At 42.7% G+C, this 12,400-nt stretch carries 12 protein-coding genes; 6 read left to right on the plus strand and 6 right to left on the minus strand.

Features of this window, described 5'->3' with window-relative positions:
- Window positions 1-134: 134 nt before the first annotated feature.
- Both LG330_RS06920 and LG330_RS06925 read right to left on the minus strand, forming a co-directional pair.
- The gene (locus LG330_RS06920; protein WP_404408513.1) at window positions 135-1,037 is read right to left on the minus strand and encodes an aldo/keto reductase family oxidoreductase; all 903 of its coding nucleotides are present in this window, start codon (window positions 1,035-1,037) and stop codon (window positions 135-137) included.
- A 1-nt stretch (window position 1,038) separates the two neighbouring features.
- Window positions 1,039-1,320, minus strand: a complete 282-nt coding sequence (locus tag LG330_RS06925; RefSeq protein ID WP_404408515.1) for a hypothetical protein — start codon at window positions 1,318-1,320, stop codon at window positions 1,039-1,041.
- 95 nt (window positions 1,321-1,415) lie between these two features.
- On the opposite strand from LG330_RS06925, the gene kynU reads away from it, so the two are divergent.
- Together kynU and kynB are read left to right on the plus strand one after the other, a co-directional pair.
- Window positions 1,416-2,693, plus strand: coding sequence for a kynureninase (gene kynU / locus LG330_RS06930; protein WP_404408517.1), 1,278 nt, complete (start codon window positions 1,416-1,418; stop codon window positions 2,691-2,693).
- A gap of 12 nt (window positions 2,694-2,705) precedes the next feature.
- Window positions 2,706-3,323, plus strand: a complete 618-nt coding sequence (gene kynB / locus LG330_RS06935; RefSeq protein WP_404408518.1) for an arylformamidase — start codon at window positions 2,706-2,708, stop codon at window positions 3,321-3,323.
- Window positions 3,324-3,352: 29 nt separating this feature from the next.
- On the opposite strand, the gene LG330_RS06940 is transcribed toward kynB, so the two are convergent.
- Window positions 3,353-3,787 (minus strand): low molecular weight phosphatase family protein, encoded by a 435-nt coding sequence (locus LG330_RS06940; RefSeq protein WP_404408520.1) that lies wholly within the window; start codon window positions 3,785-3,787, stop codon window positions 3,353-3,355.
- Window positions 3,788-3,964: 177 nt separating this feature from the next.
- On the opposite strand from LG330_RS06940, the gene LG330_RS06945 reads away from it, so the two are divergent.
- Both LG330_RS06945 and LG330_RS06950 read left to right on the plus strand, forming a co-directional pair.
- Entirely contained in the window at window positions 3,965-5,215 is a 1,251-nt protein-coding gene (locus LG330_RS06945; RefSeq protein ID WP_404408522.1) for a dicarboxylate/amino acid:cation symporter, read from the plus strand.
- Window positions 5,216-5,291: 76 nt separating this feature from the next.
- The gene (locus tag LG330_RS06950) at window positions 5,292-5,465 is read left to right on the plus strand and encodes a twin-arginine translocase TatA/TatE family subunit (protein WP_404408524.1); all 174 of its coding nucleotides are present in this window, start codon (window positions 5,292-5,294) and stop codon (window positions 5,463-5,465) included.
- A 119-nt stretch (window positions 5,466-5,584) separates the two neighbouring features.
- Here LG330_RS06950 and LG330_RS06955 read toward each other — a convergent pair whose 3' ends face one another.
- The 3 genes from LG330_RS06955 to LG330_RS06965 form a co-directional block, all read right to left on the minus strand.
- Window positions 5,585-6,985: a cryptochrome/photolyase family protein gene (locus tag LG330_RS06955; RefSeq protein WP_407936088.1), complete on the minus strand. Its 1,401-nt coding sequence runs from the start codon at window positions 6,983-6,985 to the stop codon at window positions 5,585-5,587.
- A 12-nt stretch (window positions 6,986-6,997) separates the two neighbouring features.
- Window positions 6,998-7,567, minus strand: coding sequence for a TetR/AcrR family transcriptional regulator (locus LG330_RS06960; protein ID WP_404408528.1), 570 nt, complete (start codon window positions 7,565-7,567; stop codon window positions 6,998-7,000).
- 132 nt (window positions 7,568-7,699) lie between these two features.
- Complete coding sequence (locus LG330_RS06965; RefSeq protein ID WP_404408530.1) at window positions 7,700-7,849, minus strand: hypothetical protein; 150 nt, start codon at window positions 7,847-7,849, stop codon at window positions 7,700-7,702.
- Between the two features lie 669 nt (window positions 7,850-8,518).
- Between LG330_RS06965 and LG330_RS06970 the strand changes: the two genes are divergently transcribed.
- Both LG330_RS06970 and LG330_RS06975 read left to right on the plus strand, forming a co-directional pair.
- A complete protein-coding gene (locus tag LG330_RS06970) occupies window positions 8,519-10,276 on the plus strand; it encodes an ABC transporter ATP-binding protein (RefSeq protein WP_404408532.1) in 1,758 nt (585 codons plus the stop codon).
- Window positions 10,273-12,285: an ABC transporter ATP-binding protein gene (locus LG330_RS06975; protein ID WP_404408534.1), complete on the plus strand. Its 2,013-nt coding sequence runs from the start codon at window positions 10,273-10,275 to the stop codon at window positions 12,283-12,285. The genes LG330_RS06970 and LG330_RS06975 overlap by 4 nt, the downstream gene beginning before the upstream one ends.
- Window positions 12,286-12,400: the final 115 nt, after the last annotated feature.

The following is a 12,400-nucleotide window of genomic DNA, read 5'->3' on the forward strand; positions in this document are numbered from 1 at the left end:
TCTTTGCCTTATTACCTTTGACTAATTGAACAAGTATACAGTTCAGGTTCATAACCCCATCGGATTTCCTCCATTCTCATCTTAATTGCCTATATTCTACCACAGTCAGCAAATTTTTTACTACTTCATTTCACTTAAGGTACATCATGTCCGAGTACAGCCTGATAAATCGTGAACCATTGATGTGGATCCATGCTGAATTTCTGAGCATTTACAGCTGAATGGATCCGCTCAATTTTTCCGGATCCGGCAATCACGGAAATATTGGCAGGGTGAGCAAATAACCAGGCATAAATGACTTCATCCAGCTGGTCAGTCCCGATCTCACTGCCGATTTCCTGCAGTGCAGCACGGATTCTGACGGCTTTATCATCCTCACCTGTTAAAATCTTTCCGCCTGCAAGAGGAGACCAGGCCATCGGTGGTGTGTTCTTTTCAAGTGTCAGATCAAGCGTGCCATCTTCGAAATTTTCCAAATGATAAGGGCTAAGCTCAATTTGGTTTGTGCACAGCGGCAGATCCACATATGACTGAAGCATATTGAACTGACTTCTTTTAAAGTTCGACACACCAAAGTTCTTTACTTTACCTGAGCGGTGAAGTTCGTCAAGCGCTTCCGCTGTTTCTTCGGGGTTCATGAATGGGTCAGGTCTGTGAATTAATAGCAGATCAATCGTATCGACTGAAAGGTTTTTCAGTGACTGTTCAACTGAAGATAGTATATGTGCCTTGCTTGTATCATAGTGATGACTTCTGTGAGCCGGGCGGTTAGGAGATTCAAGAACAATCCCGCATTTCGTTACGATCTCCATCTTGTCACGAAGAGATGGTTCAAGCGCCATTGCCTCACCAAATAGCGCTTCACACTGATAACCTCCATAAATATCTGCATGATCAAACGTTGTAATCCCTGTTTCCAATACTTCTTTAATCAGTGTCAGGCGTTCTTCCTTTGAAAGGTTCCACCCGGACAGGTGCATCATCCCGTGGACTGTTTTTGAAATAGATAAGTCTGGTGTCAGTTGTATTCTCTCCATATTAATAACCTCCATTTTGATAAGTGATGTAGCGCATGGTAAATAAAATAAAAATAATGGCAATCAGCCTGATGATATATGATTCAGCTGTAATGCCAACCAGGTATAAGAGTGAGATCAAAATTGACATATTCAGCATTTGAATGCGGTTCTCTGACATGGCTGCATTCATCGACAAAAGTATAAGGAGCGGAAGTATGTATAAAACGGCTGCTGATATGGCCGGTTCAAGTACCAGGATAGGGATAAAGATCACGATGAATCCGATTCTGATTTTATGCACCTGATCTCTTCCTCCTGACTTCGCAAATCAATATGCTTTCCTGTATGATAATATCATACAAATTCAATCAGCATATACAATAGGGGGCTTACATAATGAGTTTTACATTTGATCTGAATGAAGCAGAACGATTCGATGAAAAAGACGAATTGACAGCGTTCCGGAATGAATTCTTTCTGAAAGAAGGGCAGTACTACCTAGATGGTAACTCTCTTGGTCTGCTATCTAAAAAAGCAGAGAAGACTGTACTGGACTTACTTGAGAGCTGGAAGAACTACGGAATTGAGGGATGGATGGAAGGAGAGCACCCATGGTTCACTTTATCTGAATCACTTGGAGAAAAGACAGCTCCATTAATTGGTGCCAAGCCTTCTGAAGTAATCGTGACCGGTTCAATCACAGTCAACTTACATCAGATGCTGTCTACTTTTTATCAGCCGGAAGGAAAGCGGACAAAAATCGCAGCTGATGAACTGAATTTCCCGTCAGATATATATGCACTTCAAAGTCAGATTGAATTGAAAGGACTAAAGCCTGAAGTCGAGCTCATTAAAGCGGGGTCCGCAGATGGCGTAACGCTAACCGTTGAAGACATAGACCGCGTATGCACAGATGAAACAGCCGTTTTATTACTGCCCTCCGTTTTATACCGAAGTGGCCAGCTTCTTCCTATTAAAGAGATCACAAAGCGCGCACATGAAAAAGGAATACTTGTCGGATTTGACCTCGCTCACTCGATTGGAGCAGTGCCGCATCAGCTTCACGACTGGGGCGTGGATTTTGCCGTCTGGTGTAATTATAAATACATGAATAACGGTCCCGGTGGAACAGGGGGACTGTTTATACACGAAAAGCATCATACCCGCATGCCCGGTTTAAAAGGGTGGTTTGGTTCAGATAAAGAAAAGCAATTTGATATGGGACATACATTTACTAAAGCCGACGGGGCAGGTGCTTATCAGATCGGTACACCGAATATTTTATCAACGGCACCGCTGATCGGCAGCCTGGCACTTTTTGAGGAAGCAGGTATTGAAAGACTGCGCAGAAAATCGCTCCACCAGACATCCTATATCGCACGATTTGTTGATCGGGAACTGAAGCAGTTCGGGATAAAGCAGGTTACACCATTAGCTGATGCAGATAGAGGCGGTCACATTGCTCTGCAACATCCTTACGCTGCAGGCATTTGTAAGGCGATGAAGGCTGAAGGGATTATCCCGGACTTCAGAGCACCGGATATTATCAGACTTGCACCGGCTGCATTTTATACAAGCTACAAAGATCTTTATGAAGCCATGCAGCTGATCAAAAAGATGATGAAAGAAGAAACATATAAATCTTATTCTAATGAACGAAATGTCATTGCATAAGGAGATGTTCATATGAAATTGATCGATATTACGATGAGTTTAAGCAGCGGCACGCCAAATTGGCCGGGAGACACACCATTTCATTATGAAGTCGCGTGGCCTATGGAGGAAAGCGGGTCCGTCAATGTAGGAAAGATCGAAGCAAGTACCCATATCGGCACCCATATAGATGCGCCATTCCACTATGATAACAAAGGAAAAAAGACAGATGAGCTGGAACTGAACCGCTACTTCTCTAAAGCTGTTGTAGTTGATTGTACCGGTCTAAGTGAAATTACATCAGAGCACATACAGTTTGATGAAAAGGGAGTAACAGCTGTTCTGTTTAAAACTGCCGCCTGGACCAACCGTGATGAATTTCCTGAAAAAATCCCTGTATTGAATGAATCAGTGCCAGCTTATTTAAAAGGTAAAGGAATCAATTTAATCGGAGTGGACCTGCCATCAGTTGATCACCTGGAAAGTAAAACCCTGCCGGTACATCGCGCACTTTATGAGCAGGACATAAATATTTTAGAGGGAATTGTGCTTGATGAAGTAGAGGAAGGTCATTATCAGCTGATTGCCCTGCCGCTTAAAATTAAAGGCGGGGATGGCAGTCCTGTCCGCGCTGTACTCGTTTCAGTATAAAAAATATCCTCTGCTTCTGAGGCAGAGGATTACACAGCTGACGCTGAGAGATCTTTTTCAAGTTCGCGGATCTTAAGTGCGATTTCGTCGCATATTTCCTGAAACATTGCCCATTTAACAAAAGGGTCTTCAGCACGCTTTGCCGGATTTACAATGTTCCAATTAATCACTTTATCCGAGAATGAAGGGTGAATGCTGATCGCTTCATCCTTTTCCGGATCCTGTATAATGACAATCACATCCGCTTTCCTGAGGTCGCTTTCACTTATGCGATACGGAGTAATCGATGCTATATCTATACTGATTTCTTGCATTGCCTGTAAAGTGAAAGGGTTCTTTCTGGCACCTGCCCATCCAGCACTTTTAAATACAGTGCCCGGGATATACAGACGGGAAGCCCATCCTTCAGCGATTGAGCTGCGTTCATGGTTTGCTGATATAAAATAAATGTATCGATCGGCCATACAAACAGCTCCTTTCATTTCTTCTTATATAATTCACTATACCCATCTATTTTAAATTATATGCACATAGACCTGTTTTCCGGCGCATTATTTGATTTATGACTGGTTAGCAGGTAAATTATTGGGGGTATACAGTAAAAAACAGAATGCTTAAAATATGAAGATGGAGGACACGATATGAAGCTCAATCTGACCGCTAAAATACTCATCGGCTTAGTGCTAGGTATTATTGTCGGCCTGGTATTAAATATATTCGCATCTGACTTATTTAATACATTAAATACATATGTGTTTAATCCACTGGGGGAAATCTTCCTCGGATTAATCAATATGCTTGTTGTGCCAATTGTTTTCTTCTCACTGGTACTCGGTGTGGCGGGGCTTGGAGATACGAAAAAACTTGGCAGAATGGGCGTAAAAACAATTCTTACCTTTCTGACAACCACCGCAATCGCAATCACGATCGGGTTGACACTGGCATCAGTCATTCAGCCGGGAAGTGAATCACTCTTTTCACAGGAAGAAAGAGATGCGGCCGAATTTGAGGAAAGTGAAACGCCATCTGTAGGTGAAACACTGCTAAATATTATCCCTGAAAACCCTGTTATGGCGATGGCAGAAGGTAATATGCTACAGATAATTGCATTTGCCATTTTTATCGGTTTTGCCATAACGGTGCTTGGAGATAAGACGAAAGGTGTTTATCAATTATTTGAACAGGGCAATGATATCATGATGTTCCTCGTTGGAATCGTTATGAAGTTTGCTCCATATGGCACGTTTGGCCTGATTGCTTCAGCACTTGGAGAAGCAGGACTGGATTCATTACAAAGTATTTTGATGTACGTACTCGTGGTTTTACTCGCACTTCTTATTCATGCAGTGATCACATATGGATCAATTATCATGTTCCTTGCGAAAAAGAGCCCGGTCTGGTTCTATAAAAACTTTTTCCCGGCTATGACAGTCGGATTTAGTACATCATCAAGTAATGCTACATTGCCGATCTCAATGGAAACTGCCCAGAAGGAATTAAATGTATCAAAACCTGCAAGTTCATTTGTTCAGCCGCTTGGCGCAACAATTAATATGGACGGTACAGCAATTATGCAGGGGGTTGCAACGATTTTTATCGCTCAGGTGTATGCAGTAGACCTAACATTTGTAGAATTGTTGACTGTTGTATTGACTGCAGTACTTGCCAGTATTGGAACTGCCGGTGTGCCGGGTGTTGGAATGATCCTTCTCGCAATGGTACTCACATCAGTTGGACTGCCAGTTGCCGGTATTGGATTAATTATAGGAATAGACAGAATCCTAGATATGACACGAACAGCAATCAATATTTCCGGTGATGCAGCAGTAGCACTTTTTGTATCTGAATCTGAAAAGAAAAGAAAAATTAAAGAGCAGCGCGGAGAAGCGTAATTCACAATATCTCCACTCGCATTTCATCAAAAAAGATGTATACTGAGAGCAAGAAGAAAAGAAGGGGTAGTGTACAATGAACCTCGGATTTGGTGAAATATTAATTATTTTTTTTGTTGCTCTAATCGTGTTTGGCCCATCAAAACTGCCGGAGCTCGGCAAAACAGCCGGTAAAACACTTTATGAATTTAAAAAAGGCATGAACTCAGTTTTGAAAGATGAGGAGCCTAAAAAGCCGTCCCAGAAGTGATTGGGACGGCTTTTTATATTTTTAGGCGGCGCAGCGGGGACGGAGTTGAGTGCGCCACTTTTAGAATGATTACAAAAACAGCTCACTGAACTCCGTCCCCAGTGAGCCGCTTAATAAAATCACTTCTTCACCTCATCATATCGATCAAGTGCACGCTGCCTTGCAGCCTTATGATCAACAATCGGCTCAGGATAATCTACGCCAATTGTCACACCAGCCTTTTCCAGGACATCTGCTGGAGCGCTGGAAGGATCGTGAAGATGTTTTAGAGGCATATTTTTGAGCTCGGGTATCCATTTTTTAATGTAGTTGCCATCAGGATCAAATTTCTCTGACTGGGTTGTTGGGTTAAAGATTCTGAAGAACGGGGAGGCGTCTGCTCCGGAACCGGCAACCCACTGCCAGCCCATGACGTTATTTGCAACATCAGCATCAACAAGTGTGTCATCGAACCAGTCGGCACCTTCTCTCCAGTGAATCAGTAAGTCCTTTGTCAGGAATGATCCGACAATCATTCTGACCCGGTTGTGCATATAGCCTGTGGACCATAGCTCTCTCATTCCGGCATCGACAATTGGAAAGCCCGTTTTACCTTTTTTCCATGCTTCAACCTGATCCTTTTCATCCATCCATTTGAACTTTTCAAATTGATCATTCATCGGATCCGTATCGGTTTCAGGGAAATGGGTGATCAGTGAGTAGGCAAAGTCCCGCCATACCAGCTGTCTTAGAAATGGTTCTCCGGCCGCTTCAGCATTCTTCTTAATTGAATGGTATACACTTCTGACTGAAAGCAGCCCGAGTGCGAAGTAAGGTGATAGTGCAGAACTGGCTTCTTCTGCAGGGAAATCACGCTTATTTTTATATACTTTCAGCTTTTTATCCAAAAAGGTATGAAACCGTCTGACGGCTGCTTCTTCAGAAGGTGTCCACCTTTTTTCCATGCCGTCAGTCCAGTTGATTTCAGGAAGCAGGTTCAGATCTTCGATAGGTAGTGAACCTTTTTTGTTGAATGAAACCGGCTTAATTTCCTTAACAGATGGAAGTGCCTGTGGGATTTCATGCTTTTGCAGTGCTTTATAAAATGGGGTGAAGACTTTGTAAGGTTCCCCGTCCTTCTTTTTGACATTCCATGGTGGAAGAAGAAGCCTGCCTTCGTAAGTATTTACATCAAGACCCTGCTCATGGAGTGCTTCACCAATTTCACGATCCCGGTTGAAAACTGCAGGCTCATACTGACGGTTCCAGTGTATCGCTGAAATGTCATATTCACTGATGAGACTTTTAAGTATTTTTTCGGGCTTACCTTTTGCGATATAAAGCTTTCCTCCCACTGATTCAAGCCGTTTTTGAAATGATGTAAGTGCATGGTGAAGAAACCACTTTTGCGCTGAGCCAATCTTTTCACCCTCATCAAAAATATAAACCGGCAGTACTTTGCCGGCTTCCGCTGCGTGATATAAGCCCGGATTGTCATGAAGACGCAGGTCTTTTCTAATCCATACGATAGAAGTCATCATACCGCTCCTTTATCAGGTAGTAATCCCGTTTTCGATCATATCAAATAACATTTCCGCCCATTCTTCCTTAGGTATTCCCTCAGAATTATAGATTAAAACGGATTGGAATAACACTCCGGCGATCAATGAAGAGGGAAGGTTAGCCCTAATTGAGCCATCTTTTTTAGCTTTTTCGATCAGGGTCATCAGCAGCTGAAACAACCTGCTTGATTGGGCATCAAGCTGCTCAAGCTGTTTTTTTACTTCAGGAGATGCACTTTTATCAAGTGAAGGTCTCATTTTTATCATGTCATACACCTGGGAATATTCCATGAATAAATAAAGCAGGTCCTTCAGTGTCATAAAAGCGTCAGACTGCTGACTGAGCATGTCCACTTTCCTCATAACCTGATCCATTAAATCAGTCATATAATCAACGATCAATTCATCTTTATTTTTGTAGTATTCATAAATTGTGCTTCTCGCCACATCAAGGCGCTCTGAAAGGGCCTTGAAGTGGAATCCTTCATAGCCTTTTTCGAGGAGAAGCTTTTCTGTTGCGTCCATCAGTTCTGTGATGTTCATTTTTCTTTGTCGCGCCATATGTACTCATCCTTTAAGATCGTCCTGTATTCAGTATATCGGAAAATAGGGGAGATGTGGGAAATGAAGCGGTTTAAAGGGGAAGTGTCATGAAAAAGAACCCTGATTGCTCAGGGTTCCGATACGTACTGCTTAAAACATCGGGAGAATATAATTAATTAAGAACCATAAGATACCGATAAAAATAATGATGTAAGCAGCATATTTAATAAATGTTGCACCGACAAGCCCTCTGTCGGTTTTTTGTTCTTTTTGTACTTCAACTTTGCGTTCGTCTGCCATTTTAATTTACCTCCTGATTATCCAATCAGATTGATTAAGAAGAAAATAACAACGATTGCACCAATGATCATTAGAATTGTACGTAACATGGTAACGCCTCCTTATCGTAAATAAAAACTAGGTGTTTAATAGTAAGATACCCATAGGAGGACCCTGCAAACCAGGATTGATCGATTTTGCAAATAAAAAGTTTAAGGAATATGCCGCTGAATAAACCCTGAATAAATCTTCAGTGATTTCTGGAAAATATATTGACAACGTTCAGATGGTAGTTTATTCTAATGATGTTCAAAGAATGGACAAAAAATCGTACAGAAAGGAGCTGTGTGTCATGATCATCATTAAACTTAAAAAACATTCTGTAAAACTGAATAGCACGCAGCGAACTTTTTTCTGACGATCTGAATGGTTGATTGACTGGTAAAGGTGTTGTCTGCGTATGCAGTCAGCGCCCTTTTTTAAAGCATACCCTGCTTTTTTACAGGCGGGGTATGCTTTTTTATTGCCAATTTTTAGTTGTTAACAGTTTGAGCTGTTTTCATAAATACGTATTTCAGGAGGAATGATGAAGATGAAAAGAATTTACACAGACATGATTAAGGCGGGTTACAAGGTGGCTTTGGATAGTGGGTAGCCTGTCTCTTAAAGAAATAAAGGAGGTGTCCACAGATGTTTGATATTTTTATCAAGCTCGGCTGGTTTTTTAAAGAGCATTGGAAACGTTATACAGTGGCAATCGGTTTACTCTTGATTGCGAATTTATTTGAAGTTGTGCCCCCATTTCTTGTGGGGATGGCCATTGATGATATTTTTATGGGTGAGCTAACACAGGATCTTTTAGTACAGTACCTGTTAATATTGGCTGGAATCGGTGTAGTGACGTATATCCTGAATTATGTCTGGCAGTATTTACTTTTTGGCGGTGCACACCAGATTGAGCGCCGGCTTAGATCGATGTTTATGGGGAAGCTCCTTCAGATGACACCCGGGTTTTATGAAAGAAACCGTACAGGTGACCTGATGGCAAGAGCTACCAATGATTTAAAAGCAGTGTCAGTTACGGCGGGTTTTGGGGTATTAACATTGATTGACTCCACTGCCTACATGCTGACGATTCTTTTAACCATGGGATTTCTCATTTCATGGGAGCTGACGCTTGCTGCGGTGCTGCCACTGCCGATCCTTGCATTTGTCATGAAAATTCTCGGCAAGAAAATTCATGAGCGTTATATGATCGCGCAGGATGCGTTTGGGGATTTGAATGACCGTGTACTTGAATCAATCGCCGGGGTCCGGGTCATCAGAGCATATGTTCAGGAAAGAAGGGACGAGGAGCTGTTTCATCAGCATACAGAGGATGTTTTTCAGAAAAATATCCGCGTATCGTTTATTGATTCGCTTTTTAACCCGCTGACAAAAGTGCTGACCGGAATCAGTTATATGATTGGTCTTGGATATGGTGCGTATCTCGTATTTAATCAGGCAATTACGCTTGGTCAGCTGGTATCTTTCAACGTCTATCTTGGCATGCTGATCTGGCCGATGTTCGCGATCGGTGAGCTGATCAATATTATGCAGCGCGGGAATGCGTCGATGGACCGTGTGAACGAAACGCTAAGCAGTTCACCGGAAGTAATAGAACCGGCGCATGCGGCAGCTGTCACCACAATGAACAGCATTGAGTTTCGTGATACAGCCTTTCAATATCCATCTTCAAATGTTCAGAACCTGAAAAACCTGAATATCAGGCTGATGAAGGGTCAGACACTAGGGATCGTTGGAAGAACGGGAAGCGGAAAAACAACCATTGTAAAACAGCTGTTAAAAGAATATCCGGCTGGAGCTGGTGAGATTTCAGTGAGCGGTACCGGTTTGCAGGATCTGCAAAAAGATCAGTTATTATCATGGGTTGGCTACGTGCCACAGGAGCACGTTCTGTTTTCAAAGTCAGTCCGTGACAATATCTTATTCGGTGCAGAAGATGCGACAGAGGAAGAATTATTAAAAGCGATTAAAATGGCTCATTTTGAAAAGGATCTTGAGATGCTGCCTGATGGACTTAACACAATGGTTGGAGAAAAGGGAGTCGCTTTATCAGGCGGACAGAAGCAGCGGATTTCAATTGCACGCGCGTTAATTAAGGATCCGGCATTGTTGATTCTCGATGATTCATTATCTGCCGTTGATGCAAAAACTGAAGCAGCGATCTTAGAAAATATTAAAAATGAAAGAAATGGAAAGACAACAATGATTACGACACATAGACTGTCTGCAGTTGAACACGCTGACTGGATTGTTGTCATGGATAATGGTGAGGTCATTGAAGAAGGTGTCCACACAGATCTACTTAAGAAAAAAGGCTGGTACTTCGAGCAGTATGAGCGCCAGCAGGTAGAAGCGTCACTTTTAGAGGAGGTGCAACCATGAGTGTAGGAAAACGTCTCTGGCAATACGGACTAATGTATAAAAAGACAATACTGGTTGCGCTTGTCATGCTGACGATCTCAGTAGCAGCTGAGCTTGCAGGTCCTTTTATCGCGAAAAAAATGATTGATGATCATATTCTCGGTATTGAAGAGACGTGGGTAGAAACAGCTGAATCACAGGATGCTGTATCGTATAACGGCACATTTTATAAGAGAGAAGCGTATTTAAATGAAGGTGAGCAGGCTGGAAGTGAAGCGCATATTTATCAGATCGGTCTGAACTTTTACTTTGTGAATGATCCGGTTGAAGCGGAGGGCGAGCGTAACTATGCAGATGGACAGCTGACTTTCGGCTCCGGCGAGGATGCAACAGCATACCCTGCTGAAGAGCTGACAAAGTCTGAGGTATTTGCTTTTTACACTCCTGAGATCCCGAGAATGATCTGGCTTGTCGCGCTTTATTTCGGACTGACAGTTGTTGCTGCAATCTTTCATTTTGGACAGGAGTTTCAGCTTCAGCGTTCAGCAAACAGGATTATTCAAAAGATGCGTACGCAGGTATTCAACCACATCCAGCGCCTGCCGATCAATTATTTTGATGATCTCCCTGCCGGAAAAGTTGTCGCGAGGATTACCAATGATACTGAAGCAATCAGGGAACTGTACGTGCAGGTGCTTGGTCAGTTTTTCCACAGCGGCGTCTATATTACAGGTATCTATATCGCGCTCTTTATCCTTGATCCGAACCTCGCTGCGATCTGTCTTGTATTACTGCCAATCTTATATATCTGGATGCTTTTGTACCGGAAATATGCATCGGTCTATAATCAGACGGTCAGATCCAAAGTAAGTGAGATCAATGCTTCCATTAATGAAGCGATTCAGGGGATGAGCATCATTCAGGCTTTCAGAAGTGAAGGCCGAATCCAGGAAGAATTCGAAGAAAAAAATACAACGCATTTTCAGTTCCAGAACAAACTGTTAAACCTGAATGCACTGATGTCACATAACCTGGTGAATATTCTGCGTAACCTTACATTTGTAGCGTTCATCTGGTATTTCGGCGGCGCAGCGCTGACAGCTGAATCCGTTGTAACAGTTGGTGTGCTATATGCGTTTGTAGATTATCTGACGAGGTTATTCCAGCCTGTCACCGGAATCGTGAATCAGCTTGCAAATCTTGAACTTGCGCTTGTAGCGGGTAAACGGGTATTTGAGCTGATGGATGAAGACGGGGAAGAAGTAAGAGATGAAAGAATTGAGCGTCTAAAAGGGCATGTTGTATTCAATGATGTGTCATTTGCTTATAAAAAAGAAGACTATGTATTAAAAAACCTGTCATTTGAAGCGAAGCCAGGGCAGACAATCGGACTTGTCGGACATACCGGTTCCGGTAAGTCATCGATTATGAACCTGCTATTCCGCTTCTATGACTGTCAAAAAGGGGAGATTCTCATTGATGGACAAAACATCAAAGAATTACCTCGGCAAACCATTCGCGATCACATGGGCATTGTACTCCAAGATCCATATCTCTTTACAGGTACAATTGCATCCAATGTCAGCCTCAATGATCCTCGAATATCAAGGGAAAGAATAGAGGAAGCACTGAAGGCTGTCGGAGCAGACCAGGTGCTGACAAACCTGGAACAGGGAATTGATGAACCTGTTATCGAAAAAGGAAGTACATTATCTTCAGGTCAGAGGCAGCTGATCTCTTTTGCTAGAGCACTAGCCTTTGATCCTGCGGTACTTGTACTTGATGAAGCAACATCAAGTGTGGACACTGAAACAGAATCAGTTATTCAGCAAGCAATGGATACGTTAAAGACGGGCAGAACAACCTTTATTATCGCGCACCGTCTGTCAACGATCCGCAATGCAGACCAGATTCTCGTATTAGACCGCGGACATATCGTCGAACGCGGCACACATGATGAGCTGATGGAAAATCGGGGTAAATATTATCAAATGTACGAACTGCAGCAGGGAAAACAGCAGGCAGGATAATGCTTGTGGATGCTGCATAAATTCAAAAAAGCTCGGGACAAAATATTGTCTCGAGCTTTTTAATCGTTTCGCTGCACTTCAGGCGGACGCTTTCCGGAAGGAGGTTGCTGAGCCT

Origin of the sequence: Jeotgalibacillus malaysiensis (genome assembly GCF_044789845.1) — a bacterium.
In the GTDB taxonomy this organism is placed as follows: Bacteria; Bacillota; Bacilli; order Bacillales; family Jeotgalibacillaceae; genus Jeotgalibacillus; species Jeotgalibacillus malaysiensis_A.

Coding starts and splice junctions, on each gene's coding strand:
- LG330_RS06965 (WP_404408530.1), bottom strand. CDS start 7,849: ATGGCAGACGAACGCAAAGTTGAAGTACAAAAAGAACAAAAAACCGAC.
- LG330_RS06940 (WP_404408520.1), bottom strand. CDS start 3,787: ATGGCCGATCGATACATTTATTTTATATCAGCAAACCATGAACGCAGC.
- LG330_RS06950 (WP_404408524.1), top strand. CDS start 5,292: ATGAACCTCGGATTTGGTGAAATATTAATTATTTTTTTTGTTGCTCTA.
- LG330_RS06945 (WP_404408522.1), top strand. CDS start 3,965: ATGAAGCTCAATCTGACCGCTAAAATACTCATCGGCTTAGTGCTAGGT.
- kynB (WP_404408518.1), top strand. CDS start 2,706: ATGAAATTGATCGATATTACGATGAGTTTAAGCAGCGGCACGCCAAAT.
- LG330_RS06960 (WP_404408528.1), bottom strand. CDS start 7,567: ATGGCGCGACAAAGAAAAATGAACATCACAGAACTGATGGACGCAACA.
- LG330_RS06970 (WP_404408532.1), top strand. CDS start 8,519: ATGTTTGATATTTTTATCAAGCTCGGCTGGTTTTTTAAAGAGCATTGG.
- LG330_RS06975 (WP_404408534.1), top strand. CDS start 10,273: ATGAGTGTAGGAAAACGTCTCTGGCAATACGGACTAATGTATAAAAAG.
- kynU (WP_404408517.1), top strand. CDS start 1,416: ATGAGTTTTACATTTGATCTGAATGAAGCAGAACGATTCGATGAAAAA.
- LG330_RS06920 (WP_404408513.1), bottom strand. CDS start 1,037: ATGGAGAGAATACAACTGACACCAGACTTATCTATTTCAAAAACAGTC.
- LG330_RS06955 (WP_407936088.1), bottom strand. CDS start 6,985: ATGATGACTTCTATCGTATGGATTAGAAAAGACCTGCGTCTTCATGAC.